Here is a 26318-nt window from a genome sequence, read left to right as displayed (position 1 = left end):
ACGGGTGCTACGGGTGCCACGGGTGCCACGGGTGCTACGGGTGCCACGGGTGCTACGGGTGCCACGGGTGCCACGGGCAGGACTGGCGCTACCGGCAAGACGGGCGCTACCGGCGCTACCGGTGCCACCGGCAAGACCGGCGCTACCGGCAAGACGGGTGCTACCGGGAAGACGGGTGCCACGGGTGCTACCGGCAAGACCGGAGCGACCGGCGCCACCGGCAAGACCGGAGCGACGGGTGCTACGGGTGCTACCGGCAAGTCCGGCGGGCATCATCACCACGACCACCACGGTCATGATCGTGGGGACTCGAAGGGCAGCGATCACGGAGCGAAAGGCCGCGATCAGGGGCTCGGCAAAAACGAGACCTCGTCCTTGAACCAAGGCTCGAAGGGCGATCATCCGACCTTCATTTCCGGTTCTTCCACGTCTCAGGGAAGCACCGGAGACAACACCAAGGGTGTCGCCCAAGGTGAGAGCCAGCTTCAGAGCATCGCTAAACAGATAAGCGCGTCTCTGCGGCCGTCTGATGTCACGCCCAAGAGTGTTGCGTCGTTGCTTGATACGTTCAAGCAAAGCGTCGACATAAAGGCGGGCGGCATCTTCAAGGACAACGGCAATTCCGGTTCATTCAGCTCGATCAGCCTGAATAACCCGACGCAGAATCATCTGCAGTTGCCCAAGCACTAATACAAAACTGGAGATCGGCCACAATGGCCGGTCTCCTCCCTTGCATGACCGGCAGACGCCTTTTCCTTGAACAGCCCAAAGAGTGATCGAGATGAATTTCGTGTCACCTGCCAATATCCCGGCCACGGCCAACCAGCTGCTGCACATCGCTCCGGCTGGCGAGTCTGGCGCGAAGGCCGCTTCCGACGGGCAGGGCACCGCCGCTGTGCATGCCCGGATAGTCGCCGCCACTCACGTCGCCCGCTATCACGGCGTCGATCCCGACCCCTCAACGGTCCGGCCCGATGCCAACGGCGCCGCCCCCTCCTCGCCCGCCCTGGTGGAATGGCTCCGCCAATACGGGCTTTGGACGCGAGCGGTGCGCCTCAGTTTCGGTCAGTTGATGAAAATCGACAACCCCGCGCCAATCCTGCTCCTGCTCTCCGACGGCGGAGCCGCCGTCGTTGTCGGCCGCAACCATGAGCACGGCGTGCTTCTGGTCCGCGATCCGCTGGCACCTTCAACCAAGCTGCCCACGCCAATCGACGAACTCCGGCTCAAGCAGGTCTGGGACGGCGCCACGCTGCTCGTGCGCGCATCCCGCGGCGAGAGCGAAGATGAGAAAGCGTTCAATCTCGGCCTCCTCACCCGGATGGTCTGGGGTGAGAAATCCATCCTGCGCGATGTGGCGATCGGCTCGATCACGATCACCATCCTCAGCGTGCTCCCCGTGCTGATGATCATGACGACGCTGAACACGGTTGTCACCTACAACAGCACCAACACGCTCACGCTCATCGTTGTCGTCCTTCTGATCGCGCTCGTCTTCGAGATGTTGATCGCATGGTCACGGCGAATGCTGCTCATTACTCTTGCGACCCGGCTCGATACGAGACTTCATCTTGTGATATTCAACCGGCTGATGACGCTGCCGATCGACTTCTTCGAGCGTAATCAGGCCGGCGAGATTTCCTACAAGGTGAGCCAGCTCTATCGCGTGCGCGAGTTTCTCACCGGCCGCATGATAACGACGTTCATCGACGTCGCCATGGTTCTGCTGCTGCTGCCCGTGCTGTTCTACATGGAAGCGACGCTCGCCTGGACTGTGCTGGCGGCGGCGGGCTGCATCACCCTGATCATCTGGGCTTTTCTCCGGCCGCTCGCGGATCTGACGGGCAAGGTCATTCAGGCGGAATCGGACAAGGGATCCACCCTTGTCGAGAGCATATACGGCATCCGCACCGTCAAGTCGCTGTGCCTCGAATCCACGCGCGCCGCGGAATGGGATGAGCGGATTGCCACGGTCGGCGATCTCAACATGCGAATGGGCAAGCTCAGCAACTGGCCCATGGTGCTCGTGATGCCCTTCGAGAAATACACTCAGGCCGGCGTGCTGGCGCTCGGGGCGTATCTCGCGATGACCTCGAACAACCCGCTGTCTCTCGGCGGCCTGATCGGCTTCATGATGCTGGGCGGCCGCGTGGCCGGTCCGCTGGTGAACCTGGCGCGCCTTCTCCAGGACGTCCAGGAAGCGCGTCAGGCGCTGTTCCAGGTGGGCTGGGTGCTCAACCGCCCGACCGAGAAGCGCGCGCTCACTCACGGATTGCGTCCGAAACTGGAAGGCGCGATCAGCTTTGAGGAAGTGACCTTCAAATATGAGGGCAGCAAGTCGCCTGCACTCGACAATGTCAGTTTTTCCATCGAACCCGGCATGATGCTGGGCGTGGTTGGCCGGTCGGGATCAGGCAAGTCTACCGTCACCCGCCTGCTCATGGGCATCAACCCCGAATATTCGGGGGCCGTCAAGATCGACGGAATCGAACTGCGGGAGATCAACCTTCGCCATCTGCGCCAGAGCTTCGGGGCAGTGTTGCAGGAGAATTTCCTGTTCCGGGGGTCCGTCAAGGACAACATCCTGGCGGGGCGCGCCGGTCTGAGCTTCGAGGACGCGGTACGCGCAGCGAGGCTTGCCGGTGCCGAGGAGTTTATCGAGCGTCTGCCCCAGGGTTATGAGACCTGGATCCAGGAAGGGTCCACCAACCTCTCCGGGGGCCAGCGGCAGCGGCTCGCCATCGCCAGAGCCCTGATCTCGGATCCGAAGCTGCTGATCCTCGACGAGGCCACGTCCGCCCTCGATCCGGAAAGCGAGGCGCTCATCAACGCCAACCTTCAGCGCATGGCGCGTGGCCGCACGATGGTGATCATCTCGCACCGTCTCTCGTCGCTTGTCGATTGCGACAAGACCCTCGTCCTCGATCGAGGGAAGGTCATCGATATTGGACCGCATCGCGAACTCGTAGAGCGCTGCGCCATCTATCGCCACCTCTGGCTTCAACAGAACCGCCACTCCGATTCCCAAGGAAAAGCCCATGCCGCTCCTGCGCCGTCGTTCATCCAAGCCAGCTAAGGCCAAGCGGGCCGAAAAAAGCCCGCTTCCACTCGCCGCTCTCGAATTCCAGAGCCCCTCGGCCGCGATCATCGCGAGCCCGATTCCAGGGCTTTCGCGCGGCACCAATCTTTTCGTCTTCCTGCTGGTGGTCTCGACACTCGTCGCCAGCGGGCTGATCCAGATCGACAAGATCGTGTCGGCGAGCGGCAAGCTCGTCGCCGACGCGCCGAACATCGTCGTACAGCCCTTCGATCACTCCATTGTCGAAAGCATCGACGTACGAAAGGGGGATGTCGTTCGCAAGGGGCAGTTGCTCGCTCGCCTCAACCCGACCATCAGCGCGGCCGACCTCGTCTCGATGAAGGACCAACTCGATTCACTCACGGCAAAGGCGGCACGGCTCGAAGCACAGACCGCAGGCAGGGACTATGTCCCGGACCCGGCAAACCCGCACGCGACGTTGCAGGCTTCGATCTTCAATCAGCAATCCAGGGAATATAAATCCTCGCTCGAAGCGCATGATCAGAAGATCAATCAGTTTCGTACCCAGATGGAGGGGAGCAGCGCCCAAGCCGATCATTATCGCAAGCGCCTCGGGCTCGCAGCAAACGTCGAGGGCATGCGACAGGAGCTTCAGAATCTCCAGGTCGGCAGCAAGCTGAACACGATCCTCGCTACGGACGCACGTCTGAGCATGGCGGTATCGCTTTCCCAAAGCGAATCGGAGAGTGCGCAAGCCAGCCGGAAGCTCGCAGCCGAGGAAGCGGAGCGGGAAGCCTACATTCACCGCTGGGATGCCCAGGTCTCGCAGGAACTCGCCGATACGCGCCGCAAGCTGGCGCAAGCCCGCCAAGACTACACCAAGGCGAACCTGCATAATCAGCTGGTCGTGCTGACTGCCCCCCGCGACGCCGTGGTGCTGTCGGTCGCGAAGATATCGGTCGGCTCTGTCGTCACGAGCGCGGAGCCGCTGATCCAGCTCGTGCCGCTCGACGCTCCCCTGTCGGTCGAGGCGGACATCTCCGGCATCGACAGCGGCTATGTCCGTCCGGGTGATGAGGTAACGATCAAGTTCGACACGCTGCCCTTCCTGCAATACGGCAGCGCGCGCGGCACCGTGCGTTTGATCAGTGCGGACAGCTTCAGCCCCGAAGCCACGCCTCAGGAAGGGGGGTCCACGCTTCCGAACAGACCGCGCACGCTTTACTACAAGGGCTACATTTCCCTCACCGAGATGATGCTGCACGACACGCCGCCCGGCTTCCGCCTGATGCCTGGAATGCCGCTCACTGCGGACGTCAAGGTCGGCACACGCTCCATACTGGCATACTTTGTCTCCAAGATTCTTCCGATTGCCCACGAAAGCATGCGCGAGCCGGGAGCCTGACCAGCATGATCGGACTGAATATCGTATACAAGGTGCTCGACCGCCTCGTCGCCCGCTCGCCGAAGCGGGCTCGGGCGCGGGCCGAGCGCCTCTCGAACGTCGCGCCGGAACGCGCTCTTGCCCTTTTCGTAGCTGCGGCTGAAGCGGGCGACACCGAAGCGGCTTTCATCGTCGGCGAGCGCTATCTTGAGGGAAAGGGAGCGCTGCAGCATCCTGTCTCCGCGGCGCGGTGGTATCAGGCGGCGGCCGAGGCCGGCCATGTGGGAGCGCAGTGTCGGCTGGCCGCCCTTCATCTGTTCGGTGTGACTAAATCGGCCGTGGCCGATGAAAGACTGTTCGAGGCCAGCGAGTCGGAAACGCCCGATTACCATGCCGCCATGGTCTGGGCAAAGAGGGCCGCCGAGGCAGGCGCCCCGGATGCTCAAGCCATGCTGGCTTTCATCCTATCCTCTGGGCCCGAAAGTCTGCGCGATTCCGATGCCGCCTTTGATTGGTATCGGAAGGCGGCCGCGCAGGACTGTCCGCAGGGTCGGCTTGGCTACGCCATCGCGCTGATGCTTCGCAGCGATATCGCAGACAACATGCTCATTGCACGCAATGAGCTTCTCCGCGCGTCGGAGGGGGGGCTTGCCACCGCGCATTACCTGCTGGGCGCCGCGGCGGAGGGCGGATTTGGCACGGCGTTGGACGAGGCCGAGGCGCGGCGGTTCTACACTCTCGCCGCCGAAGCCCAGCATACGGCCGCGCAATTGAAGCTCGGTCTGATGCTCCTCGACGGTCGCGGCGGACCGGCTGACGCCTTGAACGGCGAGAGCTGGCTGCGTCGCGCGGCGGTCGCGGGCGATAGCGAGGCCGCGATGCACCTCGGCGAGCTATATTCGCGCGGGGGCGCTCTCCCGCCTAACTATATCGAGGCCGTGCATTGGTTCCGAACGGCAGCCGAACGGGGGCATCAAGCCGCTGCCAGGACGCTTGGCATGTTCTACCTCACGGGGGCAGGCGTGGCGCGCGACCCGGACGAGGCCGCGGCCTGGTTCAAGCGTGCCGCCGAGGCAGGTGATACCGTTGCTCAGGCTGACCTTGCGACGCTGTTGCAGACAGGCGCCGTGTCGAACACGGATAATGAGAGCTTTCCCGTGCATGAATGGTTCGAGCGCGCCGCCGAGCAAGGCGACCTGATCGGCGCGTTCAACTATGCGGTTTGCCTCGCCGAGGGCATCGGCGTGCCGCGCAACGATGCGCGCGCCGCCTTCTGGTTGAGAAAAGCAGCAGACGAGGTGGTGAGCGCGCAATATTGGTATGGACGCATGCTGGCCGACGGCCGGGGATTGGACAGAAACGATGGCGAAGCGGCCGCCTGGTTCGAAAGCGCGGCCGATGCCGGTATGGCGGATGCACAGTTCGCGCTCGGTGAGTTTTATCTTCAGGGCCGTGGCGTCTCCTACGATCCGGAAGCGGCGAAGGCGCGGTTTCTGTCGGCCGCCAGGGCGGGCCATTCCGGCGCAATGTTCGCCCTCGGCATCTTGCATGGCGAGGAAACCGAACTCGCTACCGACCATGGCGAGGCCCGGCTCTGGTTCGGCCGCGCGGCGGAACAGGGTCACGCCGCAGCAGCCCTGATGCTCGCGCGCTACGCAGCGCAGGGACTTGGCGGCCCCAAAGATATAGAGACCGCGCGCCGCTGGTACGAACGCGCCTCTTCTCTCGGCGCGGCAAACGCGGCTGAAGAACTCGCCGCGCTCAACAGTGAGCGGACCGGCAAAGCCGACGCCGTGGCGGAAGAAGAATTGATGGCATGACAACGGGCGGGCGCCGACAGAAGGCGCCCCTGCGTTCCGCCCATCGTCAAGCGAGCAGCTTTCGCAACCGCACCGGCAAACGGCCGGGAGCCTTCAGCTCCGCACAGCTTTTCTCCCATAGATTGAGATAGTCCTGCAGAGGAATTCCGCTTCGTCCCGGCCAGCGATTCAATGCTCCGAGGTCCGCGATCATGGTGGCATCGCTTTGCAAAAGATCAAGCATGGTAGAAACCGCACCTTTAGCGGCCTTAACGCCTCCGTCTACATGAAGGGAAGCTTCATGTTCCTTGAACCAAGTGCGCAAAGATGCCGTATCGTCTTGCTCCTTCAAGGCAGCACGGTAATCGACAACCATCTTTTCCCGGTAGTCCCGAATGGAGCCGGCGAACGCAGCGTCATTCCGGAACGGAGGCACATGCTCCCAGGCGTCCGCAAGAAGCTGGAGGCCGCGAAGGGAGAAGGCCTCGACCAGCGCTTCCTCGACCCACTGGCACGGATTTCGGGGCTTTGCATCAGATTGCCAGCTGTTGCAAAGGACATGCCCAAGCTCATGCCCGAATTGATAGGCGAGTTTGCACCAGTCGCGGGTGCCGATACTGACGATGATCCAGCCCGTCGTGGGCGCCTGATTGTGAAGCCATATCGACGGCAGCGTCCCGGCGTGATTGTCGACCCGGAGTCTTTCCGGTTGACGATCCGAGACCAAGGCCACGCCAGCCAGACAGGCCGCGCGCATGCGCTCCATCACCGCCGCCGCGTCCGACGGCATGGACCCGCCCCACTTACCTCCAAGTTCCAACGGTGCATCGAGACAAGACACACTGTTGCAAATGGGCAACGCCTGCGCGCTTTTCAACGGGAGCAGCAGGCTGCCACCGAGCAGAAAAAGAAAGTGCCGTCGCCTCATGGTCGGCCAGTGATGGTCATGCGCACCTCACTCAACTTTGGCGGATGGCCGCCCTTCCGTTCAATCGGAGTTTGAAATGAAGCCCGAAAACCAGATAATTTGTTTAAACATGATCGTCAAGAACGAGGCGGCCGTTATCCGCCGATGCCTCGATAGCGTGAGGCCGATCATCGGTTACTGGGTGATCGTGGATACCGGATCCACCGACGGCACTCAGGATATCATCCGCGAACATTTGCGCGACCTGCCAGGCGAGTTGCACGAGCGTCCCTGGCGAGATTTCGCGCACAACCGCAGCGAAGCCCTGGAGCTGGCGCGCGGAAAGGGCGATTACACGCTGATCATCGACGCGGACGACATGCTCGAGTTCGATGCGGACACTGCGATACCCCAGCTGTCGGCAGATCACTACGCGATCGAGATCCACCATGGCAGCATCGTGCATTGGCGGACCCAGATCATCCGCAACGCTCTGCCCTGGCGCTGGGAAGGCGTTCTTCACGAATATCTCGCGTGCGAAGATGCCGCCTCGGTCGAGCAGCTTCCCGGGATTCGATTGAGGGTTAACGATGACGGCGCCCGCCGCAAAGATCCCGGCACCTACCGGCGCGATGCCACGGTGCTTGAGAATGCCTTGAGGACCGAAACCAACCCGTTCCTGATCGCCCGCTACCGCTTCTACCTCGCACAGAGCTATCGCGACTGTGGAGAGTTGGGACGTGCCTTGCGGCAATATCTGATCCGGGCGCAGCTTGGTTTCTGGCAAGAGGAAGTGTTCATCAGTCTTTATTCCGCCGCGCAGTTGAAGGAGGAACTCGGGTACGATGAACAGGATGTCATCGATGCATACCTTCGCGCTGCGGATGCTGCGCCATCGCGGGCGGAAGCCCTTCACGGGGCGAGCAAATTCTGCCGGGTCAAGGGACGGAATCAGGAAGGCTTCCAGCTCGCAAGGCGAGGGCTTCAGATACCGCTTCCGTCAGATGGCCTGTTCGTGGAAACCTGGATTTACGAAACCGGCCTGCTGGACGAGTTTTCCGTCAATGCGTACTGGTCCGGTCACATGCGCGATTGCCTCGACGCGAGCCTGACGCTGCTCGCATCCGGAAAACTCTCCGATGAAGATGTGAAACGCGTGGCTTCGAATGCGCGTTACGCGAGCGAAAACCTGCACCAGGATCGAAACCTTGGATCGCTTGGCACAGAAACCCTCGAAGATCAGCACCGCGTGGGCACTCCAAGATCGCTACATTCGCGATTGAACGCCGAGCCCCGCGTGCTCGTTGCAATTCTCGCGAAGCAGAAAGAGGAGTTTCTGCCGCTCTATCTCGAATGCATCGAGTCGCTCGATTATCCCAAGTCCTCGATTGTTCTCTACATCCGAACAAACAACAACACCGACGGGACGGAACTTATCCTGCGCGAGTGGGTGGAACGGACCGGCCACCTCTACGCCGGCGTGGAATTTGATGCCGAGGACGTTGAGGCTCCGGTCGAGCAATTCAGCGTCCACGAATGGAACGCCACGCGTTTCGACGTGCTGGGGCACATTCGAAACGTCAGCGTGAGCCGCGCGCTGGCGCATCGATGCGCGTTCTACTTCGTCGCTGACGTGGATAATTTCGTGCGGCCTTGCACGCTGCGCGAGCTGGTGGCGCTCGACGTTCCGATTGTTGCGCCGTTCCTGCGCTCTCTGAGCGTGGACGATCCCTATTCGAACTTCCATGCGGAGGTCGACGCCAATGGATATTTCGAAGATTGCGATCAGTATTCCTGGATTTTGAATCGCTGGATACGCGGCGTGATCGAAGTGCCGGTTATCCACTGCACATATCTGATCCGCGCCGATGTTCTGAGAAATCTGGCCTATCAGGACGGAACCGATCGTCATGAATACGTGATCTTTTCCGAAAGCGCGCGCAAGCAAGGCATCCCGCAATATTTCGATAACCGTCAGGTGTACGGATATATCGCGTTTGGAAACGGTCACGATCGTTACATCGCGAGGGGCGCGGCGCTGGCGAGAGACCTGCTTGAAAGCGATCCCATGTTTAGACGAGGTCGGGAGGCGGCGACGGCGGTTCGATCAGCCGAGCTGTGCGCCTGATTCAGGGCCGGCGCCCGGATGACCCTCGCCATCAAACGCAAATCTCGTGCTGAAGCCTTGCGTTAACCTACGCGCCGTGGGGTAAATCAGACGACACAACGCCGTGAGTTGGTTGCCGATCCGCTTTTTTGGTCAAAACGACACCGACTTAACGCAGGCAGAATCTGTGAGCGGCTTAGCCCGACTCCGACGCTCTTCTGTGCGGAGCGTTTCGTCGTGCAGCCATCGTTATCGATTTTTTTCCCGCGTTCGCGCTTCCGCAAACAGTATTTCGGCTGATCTCTGCCCTTACAGTCATCGCTTCTTTGCCGGCTGGGCAGCTTGTGCGGCAGGGCTTTGGCTCGGCGTCCTGGGCTGAACCATTGCGAGGGAAATGCCGTCGAGCATCCACTGGCCATCGACCTGCAAAAAGGCGAAGTCGAAATGGACCTGCTCCGGGGCCGAGGGGATGAGGCCGGTGAGCCGGAGGGAGCCGTTTTCCTGAAGGGATGGCGGTCCCGCGAGTTTGGGAGTGAGAAAGAGGATCGGGGCGAGGTCGAGATTGCGCTGGCGAAGAGACGCAAAAGCGTCCGCCAGCCGCGTCGGATTGTTGCCTCGCTGGAAATCAGGCGTGCCGAGATCGCGTAGCACCGTATAATTACCCGTCATGTTCGCCTGATTGACCGCGATGATCGTCGTCTTGATCAGCATCACGAGTTTGTAGTCGTTTGGAATGGCGGGATTGACCGTAACCGGCGGTGCATCTTTCCTTTGCTCTTTGTTTGCGGGGCCCGTCTTGTTCGGCTGCGCGGCGGCGGGCTTGCTGAAGGCGCTCCAATTTCCGGGCGGGGATTGCTCCTGAGCGTTCCGCTGAGCCTGCGCAGGTCCTCCAAGCAACTGGGCGACGAGCAACACAACGCCAAAGCTGGCTCCTGCATGAAAGGCCATCGACACCTTCGGGTACATCATAAGCGATCCTGGACCAGTGCGAACGGACGGAAGCATAGGGTATGTTCAGCGCCTTGAGCGCATCCGGAAAAGTGCGAAGCCGCTTTCCCGGCAAGATGCCCGACAAACAAATAGAGCGCGCTTCGATTCGATCAAAAGCGGATGCCTATCAGCCGCATAACCCTATGGTGCCGAGCTTGTGTGTAGATCAACGCAAAAAAGAACCGCCTGAGCCGGGCGGTTCTTCAGTTGATTGAAGCGGCGCCGCGCTTCTATGCGATCCTGCGGGCTACTTCAGCGCGGGAAGTGCGCCTCCACCCGCGATCTGGAGCGAGACACGTCCGGCAACCTGCTCCCGGTCGGTGCTGAACCCGATCGCGCCGCCAAGCGAGACCATGTCGTTTGCTTCGAAGACGCCGCCAGCGATGGCCGCGATGCCGGAGACGGAGAACGCGTTGTACCCGTCATAGTTACCCCAGTTCGCGGCGAGCGCCCAGGTCTGATCCCCGGTACGATCGGGCGTAGCGAGCGAAGTCGCGACCGCGATACCGGCAGCGAGGTCTTCCGTCTTTGAGCCGAAATAATTCAGCCGGTTGAAGATGAAACCGCCGTCAGAGGCAAGGTTGCCGCTGTGGTCGGACGTCACGACTTCGAGCGGCCCAGACTGATAGGCTTTGCTCTGAAGGCTGGTGATACCTGCGAAGGTATACTGGTTGCCGGTGTTGCCGACAGAGATCTGGTTGGCGCGCGTGGTGGAAACGTCCCCGATTGCGTAGGAGTTGTTGTACCCCGCGTTGGCTCCCGCGCCGAAAGCCCCCGAACGATTGCCGGATGCCTGCGCGCCGGTGCCGATCGCGATCGCGTCGTTTGCGCTTGCCGTGGCGGCGAAGCCGATCGATGTCGTTCTGTCGGCGTCGACACCGTTGCCCGCGAGCGTGCCGATGGCGATGTTGTCGTTCCCGCTCACGAGGTTGCCCGCGAGCGTGCCGCTGGCCTGATTTCGGCTTCCGTGAACCAGATTACCGGAGAGGTTGCCCACGGCGACGTTACCGTTTCCAAGCACTGCGTTGCCCGAGGCGATGCCGCTCGATTGGTTGCCGATGCCCGCCACCAGGTTGCCCGAGGCGATGCCGCTGGACTGGTTGCCGATACCGAGCACCGCGTTGCCCGTCAGGAGCCCGGATGTCTGGTTGCCGACGCCCGCTACGAGGTTTCCAGAGCCCGTGCCCGAAGCGCTGTTGTCAGAGCCGTCGACCAGATTGCCGGTCGCGACGCCCGACGCTGCGTTCCGGTCGCCGCGAACGAGATTGCCCGAGCCGGTGCCCGAGGCGCTGTTGTCCGAGCCGTCGACCAGATTGCCGGTGATGAAGCCCGAAGCCTTGTTCCGGTCGCCGCGAACGAGGTTGCCCGAGCCCGTGCCCGAGGCGCTGTTGTCGGAGCCGTCGACCAGATTGCCCGTGATGAAGCCCGACGCCTTGTTCCGGTCGCCGCGAACGAGATTGCCCGAGCCTGTGCCCGAGGCGCTGTTGTCCGAGCCCTCGACCAGGTTGCCGGTGATGAAGCCCGATGCAGCGTTCCGGTTGCCGCGAACGAGGTTGCCGGAGCCTGTGCCCGAGGCGGTGTTGTCCGAGCCCTCGACCAGGTTGCCGGTGATGAAGCCCGATGCAGCGTTCCGGTCGCCGCGAACGAGATTGCCCGAGCCCGTGCCCGATGCGCTGTTGTCCGAGCCGTCGACCAGATTGCCGGTGATGAAGCCCGAGGCAGCATTGCGGCTTCCGGTGACCACATTGCCCGAGCCCGTGCCGGACGCGCTGTTGTCGCTGCCGTTCACGAGGTTGCCGGTGATGAAGCCCGACGCTGCGTTCCGGTCGCCGCGAACGAGATTGCCCGAGCCCGTCCCCGAAGCGCTGTTGTCCGAGCCATCGACCAGATTGCCCGTGATGAAGCCCGACGCCTTGTTCCGGTCGCCGCGAACGAGATTACCGGATCCTGTGCCCGAGGCGCTGTTGTCCGAGCCGTCGACCAGGTTACCCGTGATGAAGCCCGAAGCCGCATTCCGGTTGCCGCGAACGAGATTACCGGATCCCGTGCCCGATGCGCTGTTGTCCGAGCCGTCGACCAGATTGCCGGTGATGAAGCCCGACGCCTTGTTGCGGTCGCCGCGAACGAGATTGCCCGAGCCTGTGCCGGACGCGCTGTTGTCGCTGCCGTTCACGAGGTTGCCAGTGATGAAGCCCGACGCCTTGTTCCTGTCGCCGCGAACGAGGTTGCCAGAGCCTGTGCCCGAGGCGCTGTTGTCCGAGCCCTCGACCAAGTTGCCGGTGATGAAGCCCGATGCAGCGTTCCGGTTGCCGCGAACGAGATTGCCAGAGCCCGTGCCGGATGCGCTGTTGTCCGAGCCGTTCACGATGTTGCCGGTGATGAAGCCCGAGGCAGCATTACGGCTTCCGGTGACGACGTTGCCCGAGCCTGTGCCCGACGCGCTGTTGTCGCTGCCTGTTACCCCGTTGCCGGTGATGAAACCTGTCGCGAGATTGCGGTCGCCCGTGACGAAATTGCCGCTAAGGTCGCCGAGTGCGGTATTGGACGAGCCGGTGACATCGTTGCCGGAGCCGTTGCCGACAACCTTGTTACTGTCGCCGTTTACCCTGTTTCCAGAGCCATTACCGGATGCGAGGTTGCTCGAACCGGTTACATTATTGCCGCTAGCATTACCAAAAACGTTGTTCAGCGAGCCGGTTACAGCGTTGCCGGAAGCGTTGCCAACGGCGGCGTTGCCGCTGCCGTTCACCCCGTTTCCTGAGCCATTGCCGGATGCGAGGTTGCTTGAACCGGTTACATTATTGCCGCTCGCGTTACCGAAAACGTTGTTCAGCGAGCCCGTCACGTCGTTTCCGGAACCGTTGCCAACGGCGGCGTTGCCGCTGCCGTTCACCCTGTTTCCGGAGATATTGCCGGATGCGAGGTTTCCGGAGCCGGTTACGAAGTTGCCGCTCGCGTTACCGAAAACGTTGTTCAGCGAGCCCGTGACGGAGTTACCGGAAGCGTTGCCAACGGCCGCGTTGCCGCTGCCGTTCACGAGATTGCCGCTGCCTGCGCCCAGCACCGTGTTATAGGTGGCACCAGCCGCATAGCCATTGCCGGAACCGTCGCCGATCACGGTGTTATTCTGGACGTTCGCGCCCGAGAGATTGCCGGAACCGTTGCCGATGATCTTGTTGTTCTGAAAGTTTTGGCCGTTGCCGGAACCGGAAAGGTTTCCGACGATAAGGTTGTTCGAGTAATTCGCGCCGTTACCTATAGCAGACGTATTGCCGATAATCGTGTTATTCGAGAAGCCGTTTCCGTTAAGCAGGCTTCCAGAGCCATCGCCAATGATTGTATTGCCTGTGACGGAGCCGAGGTTGCCGCTGCCCGAATTATCGCCGACGATCCTGTTTCCGGAAACGGTGACGGTTTGGCCCGCCCCGTTCAGGCTGCCGGAATTGTTACCGAGAACCGTATTGTTGCTGATCGTCGCGTTGCCGCCGAGAAGGCCATTACTCGAAAGCGAGTTGTTTCCCTGAACGTTGTTGTTGGAGATGTTGGCAACACCACCGGTCGCCGACGTTCCGTTCAGGCTGAGCGCGCCTGTGCCCTGCACGTTGTTATTCGTGAGCGTCGCATTGCCGGACGTCAAACCGCTGCCGTTTCCGCTCGCGGAATTGCCGACCACCGTATTGTTGGTGAGAACGGCGGTTCCCGAAAGACCACCATTACCATTGTTGCGCAGACCTTCCGCGCCATCCACGGTATTGCCTGTGCAGTTCAAGCTGCTGGCTAAGCCTGTGCCGTTGGTCTTTCCGGCGTTGGTGCCGGTGAGAGTATTCGTGGCGCCCGAGCAGTCCGCTGCCAAAGCAGGTGCGCTTGCCATGGCCGTCAGTGCAGCGGCGCTGACCCCGGCCGCGAGCGCATAACGGAGAGTGCTGAGTATCTGCACTTTCTGGTTTAACATCGACTTTCTCCAAAAGATTTCGCCGGGTGCCGGGCATTGCCAGTCATGCTTCAGGCGAATGCGGCCTATGCGATCCCGAGAAAAAAAGATCAGAGTCTTCTATGCCCAGCAATTTATTATGCACTTTAAAGTAGAAGTTTTGCCCTAATGTTGGCAAATAGTCACGCCTCTAGGTTGTATATACAACTTATATTATGATTGACGGGTATTATTACACAACCTATATAGCTAATAGGTAGAAAATCGGCCTTTGACTGCCGCTTCCATGGGCTGCTCTCCGGCGACGACAAGAGACCCGCCCCGCCGTTTCCGACGCTTCGAGATGTGAGGCAGCAGTGCCTGGGGGGCGCGGCCGATCACGCGCCAACCTCGAACGCTCCCCTTTGAGAAAATTTTTTGTGATCGCTGCAAGATTCGGCTCTCGCGGGAGCTTGAGTTTCTGCAAAAGCGGCATTTTGGCGGAAGGCTTGCTCCGTTCGATGGCATATACGCGACCGCAATCGTGCTCCGGAGATCGCCAGAGTAACCGCATTGCTTTCGCCTCCGCGACCTTGTGATGCGCGGCATTTTGTTCATAATATTAATCGGCATACTAGACATGCGGCCGCGGCTTCCCTCCGGGAATGCGGTGCGGGCTGCTTATCCCGGGGCAAAAGCAGGTGGCGGAAAGCTATTACTCGCAAGATATTCACGGGCCGTTCCAGATCGCCGATATCGGCGATTTCGAACTCGAAAACGGCGGGAAGCTCAGAAATCTCAAACTGGCCTACGCAACCTTTGGAACGCTGTCCGCGAGGAAGGACAACGCGATCCTTTTTCCGACCTGGTATTCGGGCACGAACAAGGTTCTGGAGCAGTCCTATATCGGTGAAGGACGCGCACTCGATCCGGCGCGCTATTTCATCATCCTCGTGAACCAGATCGGCAACGGCCTTTCGAGTTCGCCCAGCAATACGCCGATCCCCTTCAACGCCGCCGCTTTCCCGAGCGTCACCATCGGCGACGATGTGCGTGCGCAGCACAAGCTCGTCACCGAAACGTTCGGCATCGAAAAGCTCGCCCTCGTGCTCGGCGGTTCGATGGGCGCGCAGCAGACCTATGAATGGGCCATCCGCTTCCCTGACGCTGTGAAACGCGCCGCTCCCCTGGCCGGACTGGGCCGCGGCACGCCATACACCAAGCTTCTCGTGGACACATTCATCGAAGCCATCGCCAGCGATCCGGCCTTCGATGGCGGGTGGTACGCGGACGGTGCCGCCGCGCAGCGCGGCCTCCGCCGCCATGCGCACCTGTTCGCCGCTTCAGGTTTCTCGCCCGCGCTTTACACGCATGAGCGATGGCTTGAGTTAAGCTTTTCATCCGCAGAGGACTTCCTGCGCGGCTTCGTCGAAGCGCACTTCCTGCCGCAAGATCCCAACAACCTCATCCTGCTCGCCCGGAAATGGCGCGATCACGATGTCGGCCGTAACGCTGGCGGCAGCCTGAAGGAAGCGTTTGCCCGGATCACAGCGAAGACTTTCGTCATCGCCATCAAAAACGACGCCTTCTTCCCGCTGAAGGACGTCGCCGCCGAGCAGGCCCTGATTTCGGACAGCGAACTGAAGCTCGTCGCCTCCGACTGGGGCCACCTCGCGCTTTTCGGAACCGAGGGCGCCTATCGCGAGACCGTCGACGGCTATCTCAAGGAGCTTCTGGCAGCCGCCTGATGCGTATCGGCTCGCGCGGAATCAAAAGCCCCCTCCCCTCCTTCCAGAGAAAGGACGTTTCATGACACTTTCCGAAGACAGGCCTCCGATCGACCCGTATCCGTTAAGCCCCTACGTGGCCTGGGCGGGGAGACGCAATCGCGGCCCGATCCTCGATGCTTTCAAGACCCTTTTTCCGGGTTCCGGCGATGTGCTGGAGCTTGCTACCGGGAGCGGTCAGCACATCAATTTCTTCGCGCCGAATTTTTCCGGGGCTTCGGTTCCAGCCGTCCGATTACGATACGGATGTCTTCCCGACGATCCGCCGGAATCGGGACGAAGGCGGTAACACGAATGTCCTCGATCCGGTGAAGATCGATCTCACCGACCCGGCGACGTGGCCCGAGGCGCGGGAGCCGCTTTATGATGTCATCTTCGTCATCAACATTTTTCAGGTTGCGCCCGTCTCCATCGCCGACGGGATCGCCGCGCTCGCCGCGCGCACCCTCAAACCGGGCGGTTTCGTGGCGATCTACGGACCGTTCAAGATCGACGGGGCTTACACGACAGCCTCGAACGAAGAGTTCGACAAGGAAATCCTTGCGGCGAAAGTGCCGGAATGGGGCCTCAAGGATGTGCGCGATCTCGAAAAGGCGGCAAGCAAGCACAGGATCGTTCTGAAGCAGCGGCTCGATCTCCCCGCCAATAATTTCATCCTCGTTTTCGGCCGGGAATAGCGGGTATCGCCCCCGAAACCGAGCCGGTTGCCTTGGATGGCAGCCGCTGCAATCGACCCCAAATCCCGGGCGCAGGCTCGCAGCCGCGCCCGGGGAAGGCATATAATGGCGAAACAGGTTTCAAAGAAAAGATCGAAGCAAGGCGTGGCCGTTGTCGCGGGTGTCGGCGCGCCGAAAGGGCTCGGTGCCGCGCTGGCGAGACGGTTCGCTTCGGAAGGTCTTCACGTTTTCATCGCCGGACGAACTCTCGAGCGGCTTGAGGCCATCGCTGGCGCCATAAGCGATGCTGGCGGTCTCGCCACGCCCGTGGTGACCGATGTTACGCGCGAAGCCGACGTGCGACGCCTTTTTGACCTTGCGGACAAGAAGAAGTCGCTCGAACTCGCGGTCTACAATGTCGGAAACAACATCGCGCTACCGCTGCTCGAAACATCCCCCGAAACGTTCGAATCCTTGTGGAAGCAGAACGCCTTCGGAGGCTTCCTTTTCGGGAGCGAGGCCGTGCGGCGACTGGCGTCGCGCGGCAAGGGAACCCTGATCTTCACGGGCGCAACGGCATCGCTTCGGGCTCGGCCGCCATTCGTCGCATTCGCCTCGGCGAAAGCCGCCTTGCGTGCGGTCGCGCAAGGGCTCGCGCGTGAGTTCGGCCCGAAAGGCGTTCATGTCGCCCACGTGATCGTCGACGGTGTGATCGACGGCGATTATGCGCGCGGAAAATTCGCCGCCTACGTCGAATCCAAGGGCGACGACGGCCTCCTGGAGCCCGACGCAATCGCGGATGCCTATTGGACGCTGCATCGCCAGCACGACAGCACCTGGACGCATGAACTCGACCTGCGCCCGTTCAAGGAACCGTTTTAACCCAAAGGAGAACCCCCTGTGAGCATCAAGAAAGTGTACCTGTACGCCGAGATTCAGGTTGCGATTCCGTTCAAGGATATCGACTGGCCCGCCATCAACGTTGCGATGAAGAAGGAAAAGGGGCTGAAGAGCAAGACATGGCTCTCCGGCATCAACACCCACAGTATCGGTGGCTTCTACGAATTCGACAGCGTGGAAAACGCGAAGGCTTACGCCGAGGGCTACCTCGCGGCGGCAGCGAAGCAACTCGGCGGAAGCCTTTCGGTGAAGCTGTTCGATGGCGACGTCGTGGCCGATGCGAGCCGCGATATCGCCTCGCCCTATTACGCCGACAAGAAAGAAGGCAAGAGCGACAAGAAGAAATAGTCGGGCCGTCGGTAATGCCTCCGCAGCGGCAAATCGCGAGCTTGCGTGTGATTTGCCGCCGCTTTTTCTGACGCCCTCAATCGGGGCGGGCGCCCCCGGAGTGCTGCATTTCCGACGCGCAAGCTTGCCCGCAGCGCCAGCTTCGATCTTTCACGACAGATGAACGAAGTCTTGCATGAAGCCGCATCGGATCGGCCGCATCATTCGGGAATGACGGCGACATTGTCGATGAGGCGAACTCGGCCGAGATAGATGGCGGCGAGCACGCGCGCAGGCTGACGCACCACGCCTTCCAGCGGAAGCAGCGTCTCGGCATCGCGAATTTCGAGATAGTCGACACGGAAACCGGCACCTTCGAGCCGCGCCTGCCCCTGCGCCAGCGTCTCTTCCACCTCACGCTCGGCGACGAGATCGGATGCCATGTCCGCGAGGACGGCGTGAAGCTGCGGAGCCAGCCCGCGCTCGCGCGCATCGAGATAGACATTGCGCGACGACATGGCGAGACCGTCCGGCTCGCGCAGGATCGGGCCAGGCACGATGACGATGGGAAAATTCAGATCCTTCACCATGCGCTTGATGACGAGAAGCTGCTGGTAGTCCTTCTCGCCGAAAACGGCCACGTCGGGCAGGCATTGGAGGAAGAGCTTCGCGACGATCGTCGTCACGCCCGAGAAGAAATGCGGCCGCGAGATGCCTTCGAGCGTCTGCGTGACACCTGCCACCTCGACGCGTGTCGCGAAATCCGGGGGATATATTTCATGCACGTTCGGCGCATACATCGCGTCCGCACCGCCGGCTGCGAGCTTGTGCCAGTCCTGCTCTTCGGTGCGCGGATAGGAATTGTAGTCTTCGTGAGGCGCGAATTGCGTCGGATTGACGAAGACGGAAACCACCACGCGATCCGCGAGCTTCTTGGCGAGCCTGATAAGCGACAGGTGTCCCTCGTGCAGGGCCCCCATGGTGGGCACGAGCGCAACCTTCTCGCCCCGCTTGCGCCAGCCCGCAACGGTCTTTCGCAACTCGCCGGCAGTCCGGATCAACGGTAACCGATTGCTCATCTCGTCCGCCCCTCACAAATGCGGCTTGCTCGCCGGAGCGGAAAGCGCCGCGGCGGCGCAAGGTTTCTTTCCTCGGGCGGACGCCTCGGCGCAGGGTTCTCGCGCTCGGCGTAGCCGGGTCAGGGTGCGACAGGCGGCACGAGCCGCCGACCGCGTTATTTGAATGAAGCCCTTTGGCGCGAAACTATCGGCTTTGCCGTGTTCCGCGCCAGAGCTTTCTTATTCGCCCGCGTCGACGACGGAGACGAAGGTCCGGCCGTTGCTCTTGGCCTTGAACTCGACGACACCCTCGCGGATCGCGAAAATCGTGTGGTCCTTGCCAAGGCCGACGCCCTCACCCGGATGCCACTGCGTGCCGCGCTGGCGAAGGATGATGTTGCCGGAGATGACCTTCTCGCCGCCGAACTTTTTGACGCCGAGGCGGCGGCCTTCGGAGTCGCGGCCGTTACGGGACGAACCGCCTGCTTTTTTATGTGCCATTGTCCTGTGCCTCTATATCTTGCGCCGCGATCACTCGGCCTTGTCCGCTTTCTTGGCGCGGGGCTTCTTCGGAGCCTCCTCGCCGCCTTCCGCCGGAGCGGCTTTCGCCTTCGCGGCCTTTTTCGGAGCTTCTTCCGTGGGCGTGGCTTCGGCGGCCTTAACGGGTGCCTTGCCGTCCGTCAGGATGTCGATGATGCGCACGGTCGTCAGAAACTGACGGTGGCCGTTGCGGCGGCGCGAGTTCTGGCGACGGCGCTTCTTGAAGATGATGACCTTGGGGCCCTTGCCCTGCTCGACGATCTCGGCGGCGACCGCCGCGCCATCGACGAGCGGCGCGCCGAACTTCGGCTCGCCTTCGCCGCCAAGCGCCAGAACTTCAGCGAAGTTCACCGAATCGCCTGCGGCCCCTTCAATTTTCTCGATCTGAAGCACGTCCTGCGGCGCAACCTTGTATTGCTTTCCGCCCGTGCGAATAACGGCGTAGACCATGGTTTCCCTATCGTTGTAAGCGCACCGATCGGCGCCGCGTCACCTGAATGTCAAGGTCGGCGGACTTGGTTTCTCGAATGAGAGGGGGCCTTAGGTCGCGCGGATGTCACGTATCAAACGCTAAGCGGCTTATATCCGGCCTTTTGAACGGAAAGTCAACTTGCAGGTCAAGGCGTGGCACCCTCTTTTTGGGGCGTCCGTTTCTCGTCGCTCGGCTCGAAAGCTTCAGTCCCGCCAACAATGGCGGTCGACAGTATCCGCGCGGCGCAAGGTCGGCTGCGAGTACAGCGCTGGAGTCAACCCGCCTCGCGCTATGAAACGTTTCCACGCAAATGCCTGCGCGCCCCTGCAGTTCCCAAGCAGGGCGTAGTCTTCGATGTATTTTGTCATCAGTTGATGTCGGTTAACCGCGCATGAAATGTGGAAGCCGACAACCTCAGGTTCTTTTGTTTCTTCGCGGGATCGTTCGCGGCAGGCGTGCGCGCGTGGTCATCTGCGAATTTACATACCCTCGCCGCTTGCGAATGAGGCGTCGAGACACCAAATGACGAAGGTCGTTAAACGTGGCAGCCCGAAAATCCGGCTTGCCGCGAATTCTCGGCGCGAGGCGTGTGTCCCTATGCGTGTCCTAGCCACGCCGCATGCCGCAAGCGGTCAAATTCCGCGATCGCGCCGACCGGTACGGTTTTGCATGAGCAAGCAAGGAACAAGGACATTTCTGATGGCCTCATCCACGAAAACGAAAGCCGCCGATCGCTTTGCAGCCCTTCAGAAGCGCGATCAGGCTGTCCGGCATGACATCGAGGCCGCCGCTCGGCTGCGCGCTGAGAAAATGGCAAAGCTCCGTGCGTTGAGGCTGGCGAAAGAAGCCGAAGAGGCGGCGGCCCAGAAGAATGAGGCCGAGGCGAAAGTTGAGGCCGCTTCGGCAAAGAAAGCCGCGTCGAAGGCGCCAAAGGCCGCCGCCGCGACGGACGAAAAGCCCAAGGCGAAAAAGGCAGCCTCCGTCAAAGGCGAGACGACAAAGAAAAGCAAGGCCCGCGCCGCCGCTCCAGCGCCGCATTAGGCGAAGCTCGCGACAACGATCCGCGAAGGAAAGGCGCACAGCGCACCTTCCCCGTCACGCCGGATCGTCGTCGTAAACTGGCATTTCTCGACGGCACCCTCGACAAAGGGGCACATCGTTAAAATTCAACCCTCGAAGTAAACCGGTTGCGCACCCCTCCGATTGCATTGCCTTGCAATATTTCTCGTAAAAGTTGCTACAATTAAGGTGATTTTTACGGATCGCCTCTAGGTTGTCCGCAGGCCCTTATGCAACTCAGGATGGTTGGCCAATGATCGCCGATTTCGTACGCGTCCAGCCGGACGACCAGTCGTTGAAATCCAATTATCTGGTGACGCTGCGCATGATCGAGCGGCTGCACCGTCTTCTTCTCGACCTGATCAAGGACGAGTTCGAGCGCGTCGGCCGCACCGACGTCAACAGCGTGCAGGCCCTCCTGCTCTTCAACATCGGCGACGTCGAACTCACCGCTGGCGAACTGAAGACTCGCGGCCTGTATCTCGGCTCGAACGTATCCTATAATCTGAAGAAGCTCGTGGAAAGCGGCTACATCCACCACCAGCGTTCCCGCACAGACAAGCGCTCCGTGCGCGTGAAGCTGACCGACAAGGGCAAGGCCATTTCCGAGATGGTAAACCGGCTGCTCGAACGGCAATTGAATATGCTGGAGAAGGTTGGGGGCGTCTCGGTGCCGGATCTCAAGCACTTCAATCAGATTTCGGTGAAGCTCGAACGCTTCTGGGGCGACCAGATCCGCTACCAGCTCTGAGCGATCCATCGTCCGCGCTCGTCACACCGCTCCCGGCACGGAAGCCCCGTGCCTTACGGGGGCTTTTGTGGTTGCGGGAAAGGCACATGTCAGAGATCCCGAATCTCAACCCCTCGTTGCGAGTCTCACGCCGCCGCGTTATTTCCGAGGGTCAGCGTCCCGCGCCAGACATGCGGTTTGGGGCTTTTCCCGTTGACCTCGGCGCAACGGGAAAAGCCCATTAACATCATGTTTTAAAAGAGTTTTTTTATTTGCAAAAACATATCGTACCTTCAAATGTACCTCAACTTGAGAGTGATCGGGCGAAATCGCTTTTGAAATCGACGATCTTCGACAGGATAAGACCGCCAACGAGAATGCCCTTCGCCTTTTTGTCCTCGGCCTCAATATCGGTTGATGGACCTCTGAGGACGCCGTGACGCTCGATGAGCTGCGGCGGTATCACGTACATGTCGATTGAACCGATGCCTGTCTGAACAACGCCGATCACGGTACACTTCGCATATTCATTCGTCACGCTGAAGCGAAGCTTTCCGTTCTCTTGGGGCTTCGCGAGGGATATGGCAAGCGCGCGCTGTCGATTGCCGAGGATGGCGTAGACGTCAACGAAGCTGTTTGGGGCATCCGCTTCGGGGAAAGCGCAATGGCCGCCGGCGAGTTGGATGAAGCCTGCGATGAGATTGGCAGCGGCGCTTTCTGCGAGGACGCGGGCGGGCCGCTTCTCGACGTCGAGTTCGGGTCTTATGCCGAAGGCAAGCCACCCGTAATCTACCGACAGAAGCTCGGCGAGCGCCTTCATCTTGTCGTTTCTCGGGATGGTTTCCCCGGTATGCCACTTCCGAACGGTCTCTCGCCCGACAATTATGCCGAACCGAGCCTCGAGTTCATCGCGAATCCAGCGGTAGCGCCCTCTTGAAAAATCCGGAACTGCCGGATGGTTCTCGCAGACGTCTTCGAAACGCTTGGCGAAGGCTTTGTGGGGAGGATCGTCCCTCTCAGTTGGGCCTTCCTGCATCAGTCATCTCCGTTGTCACATCGGATGCCGCATAGAAGAGATGCCTCAATATGTCAATTATAACGTGTCACATGCATTCATCGAGCAGGATTATTATAGAGCAGCGTCCAGGATCGCCGCGAGCACGTATCCTCCCCTATAAAACTTGACGTAACCCGTTTAACGTGACACGTTCGTCGAAACGACGTGTAGAGACCAGTGGCCAAATGGCTCGCTAGAGGGAAACGAGACGGCCGAATCGAGGCTCGGATTCTACCTTTGACTCCCGGCTCTACGCTGACCGTCAAGAAGCTTACCCCGTACATCAACTTCGGTTGAGCGGGCGCAGGCTCGCTATCGTCAACAAGAATCGGGGTATGATGCATGATCGAGGAGGTAAAACCTCTCGTCGAGGCCGGTTTCGCCGTCCATCTACTACGGCCTAAGTCGAAGATACCTGCGAATGACGGTTGGTCCGAGGCTCCGGTCTACACGTTCGACCAGTTGCGGAAGCTCTATCGGGATGGTCAGAATCGGAATCCGGCTCGGGAAGCCGTCGAAGGTTGAGGGGCTGTATCTTCACGCCATCGACCTCGATATCCGGGTTCCCGAGGCCAAATCCGAGGCTTTGGATAGCCTCGACGAGCTGATTTCGGACGGGGATTTGAAGGAACTGCCGCGCGTGCAGTCGGGATCGGGCGGGGCTTCGCGCCATTTCTACTTTCTGACCGGGGACGCCTTCCGATCCAAGAAACTCGCCCACAGCAAACACAAATTCACCGGCGACGACGGCAAAGAGCATTGGGAATGGGAAATCGAGCTATTCGGCACCGGAAAACAGGTCGTCTTGCCGCCGAGCTTCCATCCCGACACCGGCAAGGCTTACAGGTGGGTGCTTCAGCCTGATCTGAAGCGCGGAATACCGCAAATCTCGGCCGACCTCATCGACGAGCTGGTCGGCGGCGACGAAAGTACCAGCTTCTATGAAAATTCCGAGCCGCTGAACCTCACTATCGACGAGGCCCGCGACTATCTCGACGCGATACCGGATTGGGCCGATGACCGGGAGAGCTGGGTTCGCGTCGGAATGGCGCTCAAACACGAATTTGCCGACGACAAGGCCCTCATCAAGGATGCATGGGAGCTGTTCGACGAATGGTCGCGGCGCGGATACGGCTACAACCGCGCCAAGAACCTCGCCCAATGGCGGGGCTTCAAGTTCGACCGTGAGGAACTCGTCACCATGCGCTCCATCGTTGCCGAGGCGAACGACCGCGCCCTCTACGAGACCATCGCAGAGCTTGACGATGAGGACGAGGACGGCCCGCCAGCGCCGCCGAGCGCGAAGGTGCTGATGTCGATGTTCGACGATCTCGACGGCCCTCCTGCGCTGCCGAGAGACCAAGACGCAGACCCCTACACCATACTCAAGCGCGAGGGCGTTCCCGATCACGTCCTGAGCATCCCCGGCGTGCTGCAAGAGGTCGTCGACTATTACAACGCCACGGCGATCAAGCCGCAGCCGCAGTTCGCCGTACAGGCGGCGCTCGCCTTCGGATCAGTGGTGCTCGGCCGACATTGGTCATCGGACGAGAGCAACTTCACGAGCCTCTACTTCCTCAATCTGGCTCCTACGGCGGGAGGCAAGGAGCACGCCAAGCGAGTCATCGAAGAGTTTCTGACAGAGGCCGGTCTCGACGCCCTCATCGGCCCGAAGAACGACGCGTCAGAGGCAGGTGTCTTCTCGACGCTCCTGACCAAGCCGAGACACATCTGCATCACCGACGAGTTCGGTCGATACCTGTCGTCGGCGCGCGGCGGGGCGGGAAACGCCAACAAGTCCGAGGCGCAAAGCGCGCTGATGGAGGTGTTTGGCCGTCTCGACGGGATGTGGCAGACGAACGGCTACAGCACGCGCGGCATGACGAAAGAGCAAGCTGACGCTCAGAACAATGCGAAGGTAGTGCGACCCGCCCTGACGCTCCTCGGCATGACCACACCTCAGAGCTTCTACGATGCCCTCGGCCAGAAAGACATCCTCGACGGCTTCCTCAACCGCTTCCTGATCGTCGAAAGCCCGCTCGGACGACAGTCGAGTCGACCCCGGCAAGGAGCCAGACCGCAGAAGCGCGTCGTCAGATGGGCACGGCAGAAGGCATGGGAGATCGGAGGCGACGATGATGACCTCGAAGGCATGCGGGCGACGGTCGAGCCGTCGTTTGCGCCTGAGCCGATCCTCGTCCCCTTCTCGAAGGCGTGCAGGCCGATCCTTGCCGAGATGGAGCAGGCTGTGAGCCGGGAGATGGATCGGCTCGACGCATGCGGCATGGCCGAACTCTACGGTCGAACGCGTGAGATCGCGATGAGGATGGCGCTTATCGTGGCGGTGAGCGATGGCTGCGACGTAATCAAGCCGAGGCATCTCGAATGGGCGCGCGACTACGTGTTCTTCTATCAGGCCCGGATGGCGAAACTGTTCGAGGGCAACATCGGGAAGACCGACATAGAAAAAGCTTGCGATGCGGTCTGTGAATATCTTGAGACGTGCGGGGACGAAGGCGCTCCTGAATATAAAATAGCAGATAATCGGAGAAAGAAATTCGGGAAGTTGTCGACGAGGGAACGCGACGAGGTGTTCGCCCTTTTGCTCCGCGACCGTCGAATCCGGGTGACGGATCGCACCGCGAAACGAGGTACGAAAAAGCCGTGGTACGCGCTCGTGAAATAAAACAACCCCGCTTCGGCGGGGTTTTTGTTATCCTTCAGCTAGTTTCAGCTAATTTCCGCTAGGCTCAGGACCTATTAATTTCCATTAAGATGTGATTCAAAGCCTTTCCCGGGAGGAAGAGGTTTTGATTCGATGAGCGCACTGTTTTTGCTGAGCGAGCGCCAGATGGCGCGGATATCGCCGTTTTTTCCGCTGCCGCATGGGGTGCCGCGCGTCGACGACCGCCGTGTGGTGAGCGGCATCGTTTACGTCATCAAGCACGGCCTTCAGTGGAAAGACGCGCCGAAGGCGTATGGGCCGCACAAGACCCTTTACAACCGCTTCATCCGCTGGAGCAGGCTCGGTGTGTTCGACCGCATCTTCGCGAGCCTTGCCGGAGAGGGACCCAGGCCAGAGCGCATCATGATCGACGCGACCCACCTCAAGGCACACCGCACGGCGGCGAGCCTGCTCAAAAGGGGGCTTTACCCCGCTTTATCGGACGAACGAAGGGCGGCATGAACTCGAAGCTGCACGCGGTCTGCGACGAAAAAGGCCGGCCGCTCGTCCTGCTTCTCACCGAGGGGCAGTTGAGCGACCACAAGGGCGCGGCGCTGGTGCTCGACGCCCTGCCGGATGCCCGCGCGCTGATCGCCGACAAGGGCTATGACAGCGCATGGTTCCGGCAAGTCCTTGAAGACAAGGGCATCTCGCCTTGCATCCCGTCGTCCAGAAGCCGCAAGCGACCCTACCCTTACGACAGGGCGCTCTACCGGGAGCGGCACAGGATCGAAAATCTGTTTGCAAAACTGAAAGACTGGCGCCGCATCGCGACACGATACGACCGATGCGCCCACACCTTCTTTTCCGCCATACTCATCGCCGCAACCGTCATCTTCTGGTTACCTCAACAATGAGTCCTGAGCCTAG

Annotated in this window: 18 protein-coding genes and 2 pseudogenes; 13 read left to right on the top strand and 7 right to left on the bottom strand. The window is 60.8% G+C overall.

The annotated features are described in order from the left end of the window. The 4 genes and pseudogenes from EK416_RS07370 to EK416_RS07355 form a co-directional block, all read left to right on the top strand. Window positions 1-690, top strand: a pseudogene (locus tag EK416_RS07370) (hypothetical protein); the annotation flags it as partial. A 91-nt stretch (window positions 691-781) separates the two neighbouring features. Next, window positions 782-3076: a peptidase domain-containing ABC transporter gene (locus tag EK416_RS07365; RefSeq protein ID WP_181952129.1), complete on the top strand. Its 2295-nt coding sequence runs from the start codon at window positions 782-784 to the stop codon at window positions 3074-3076. Continuing rightward, on the top strand, window positions 3039-4445 hold the full coding sequence (locus EK416_RS07360) for an HlyD family type I secretion periplasmic adaptor subunit (protein ID WP_127076866.1): 1407 nt from the start codon (window positions 3039-3041) through the stop codon (window positions 4443-4445). Before EK416_RS07365 ends, EK416_RS07360 begins: the two co-directional genes overlap by 38 nt. A 5-nt stretch (window positions 4446-4450) precedes the next feature. Continuing rightward, entirely contained in the window at window positions 4451-6244 is a 1794-nt protein-coding gene (locus EK416_RS07355; RefSeq protein ID WP_127076865.1) for a tetratricopeptide repeat protein, read from the top strand. A 46-nt stretch (window positions 6245-6290) separates the two neighbouring features. Here EK416_RS07355 and EK416_RS07350 read toward each other — a convergent pair whose 3' ends face one another. Continuing rightward, complete coding sequence (locus EK416_RS07350) at window positions 6291-7013, bottom strand: hypothetical protein (RefSeq protein WP_245433981.1); 723 nt, start codon at window positions 7011-7013, stop codon at window positions 6291-6293. Window positions 7014-7260: 247 nt separating this feature from the next. Between EK416_RS07350 and EK416_RS07345 the strand changes: the two genes are divergently transcribed. Beyond that, the gene (locus EK416_RS07345) at window positions 7261-9258 is read left to right on the top strand and encodes a glycosyltransferase (RefSeq protein ID WP_245433980.1); all 1998 of its coding nucleotides are present in this window, start codon (window positions 7261-7263) and stop codon (window positions 9256-9258) included. A 294-nt stretch (window positions 9259-9552) separates the two neighbouring features. Here EK416_RS07345 and EK416_RS07340 read toward each other — a convergent pair whose 3' ends face one another. Further along, a complete protein-coding gene (locus EK416_RS07340) occupies window positions 9553-10185 on the bottom strand; it encodes a hypothetical protein (protein ID WP_127076862.1) in 633 nt (210 codons plus the stop codon). A 289-nt stretch (window positions 10186-10474) separates the two neighbouring features. Then, entirely contained in the window at window positions 10475-14179 is a 3705-nt protein-coding gene (locus tag EK416_RS07335) for a beta strand repeat-containing protein (protein WP_127076861.1), read from the bottom strand. Window positions 14180-14838: 659 nt separating this feature from the next. Here EK416_RS07335 and EK416_RS07330 point away from each other — a divergent pair. The 4 genes and pseudogenes from EK416_RS07330 (at window position 14839) to EK416_RS07315 (ending at window position 17828) form a co-directional block, all read left to right on the top strand. Continuing rightward, window positions 14839-15885, top strand: coding sequence for an alpha/beta fold hydrolase (locus EK416_RS07330; protein ID WP_281023870.1), 1047 nt, complete (start codon window positions 14839-14841; stop codon window positions 15883-15885). Between the two features lie 61 nt (window positions 15886-15946). Beyond that, window positions 15947-16601 (top strand): annotated as a pseudogene (locus tag EK416_RS07325) (DUF938 domain-containing protein). 144 nt (window positions 16602-16745) lie between these two features. Next, the gene (locus EK416_RS07320; RefSeq protein ID WP_342634626.1) at window positions 16746-17462 is read left to right on the top strand and encodes an SDR family NAD(P)-dependent oxidoreductase; all 717 of its coding nucleotides are present in this window, start codon (window positions 16746-16748) and stop codon (window positions 17460-17462) included. An 18-nt stretch (window positions 17463-17480) separates the two neighbouring features. Next, the gene (locus EK416_RS07315) at window positions 17481-17828 is read left to right on the top strand and encodes a YdhR family protein (protein WP_127076858.1); all 348 of its coding nucleotides are present in this window, start codon (window positions 17481-17483) and stop codon (window positions 17826-17828) included. 200 nt (window positions 17829-18028) lie between these two features. On the opposite strand, the gene panC is transcribed toward EK416_RS07315, so the two are convergent. The 3 genes from panC to rplU all read right to left on the bottom strand — a co-directional run bounded on the left by panC (window position 18029) and on the right by rplU (window position 19855). Further along, window positions 18029-18886, bottom strand: a complete 858-nt coding sequence (panC, locus tag EK416_RS07310; protein ID WP_127076857.1) for a pantoate--beta-alanine ligase — start codon at window positions 18884-18886, stop codon at window positions 18029-18031. 219 nt (window positions 18887-19105) lie between these two features. After that, a complete protein-coding gene (gene rpmA / locus EK416_RS07305) occupies window positions 19106-19366 on the bottom strand; it encodes a 50S ribosomal protein L27 (protein WP_127076856.1) in 261 nt (86 codons plus the stop codon). Window positions 19367-19396: 30 nt separating this feature from the next. Then, window positions 19397-19855, bottom strand: coding sequence for a 50S ribosomal protein L21 (gene rplU / locus EK416_RS07300; RefSeq protein ID WP_127076855.1), 459 nt, complete (start codon window positions 19853-19855; stop codon window positions 19397-19399). Between the two features lie 721 nt (window positions 19856-20576). Here rplU and EK416_RS07295 point away from each other — a divergent pair. After that, window positions 20577-20918, top strand: coding sequence for a hypothetical protein (locus EK416_RS07295; RefSeq protein WP_127076854.1), 342 nt, complete (start codon window positions 20577-20579; stop codon window positions 20916-20918). Window positions 20919-21189: 271 nt separating this feature from the next. Then, the gene (locus tag EK416_RS07290) at window positions 21190-21687 is read left to right on the top strand and encodes a MarR family winged helix-turn-helix transcriptional regulator (protein WP_013418885.1); all 498 of its coding nucleotides are present in this window, start codon (window positions 21190-21192) and stop codon (window positions 21685-21687) included. A 283-nt stretch (window positions 21688-21970) separates the two neighbouring features. Here the strand turns inward: EK416_RS07290 and EK416_RS07285 are convergent, their stop codons facing one another. Then, window positions 21971-22702, bottom strand: coding sequence for a hypothetical protein (locus EK416_RS07285; protein ID WP_127076853.1), 732 nt, complete (start codon window positions 22700-22702; stop codon window positions 21971-21973). 502 nt (window positions 22703-23204) lie between these two features. Between EK416_RS07285 and EK416_RS07280 the strand changes: the two genes are divergently transcribed. Both EK416_RS07280 and EK416_RS07275 read left to right on the top strand, forming a co-directional pair. Then, window positions 23205-25409: a PriCT-2 domain-containing protein gene (locus EK416_RS07280; RefSeq protein WP_164729907.1), complete on the top strand. Its 2205-nt coding sequence runs from the start codon at window positions 23205-23207 to the stop codon at window positions 25407-25409. Window positions 25410-25541: 132 nt separating this feature from the next. Further along, window positions 25542-26305, top strand: a protein-coding gene (locus EK416_RS07275) for an IS5 family transposase (RefSeq protein WP_127076851.1) whose coding sequence is annotated in 2 segments (ribosomal slippage) — window positions 25542-25875 and window positions 25875-26305 — 765 coding nt in all. Because the reading frame shifts where the segments join, the coding sequence is not laid out codon by codon here. The last annotated feature ends 13 nt before the right edge of the window (window positions 26306-26318 follow it).

It is taken from the genome of Rhodomicrobium lacus, assembly GCF_003992725.1.
GTDB classification, from domain to species: Bacteria; Pseudomonadota; Alphaproteobacteria; order Rhizobiales; family Rhodomicrobiaceae; genus Rhodomicrobium; species Rhodomicrobium lacus.
The sequence above is the reverse complement of the archived record's forward strand: the minus strand, read 5'-3'. Positions and strand labels throughout refer to the sequence as shown.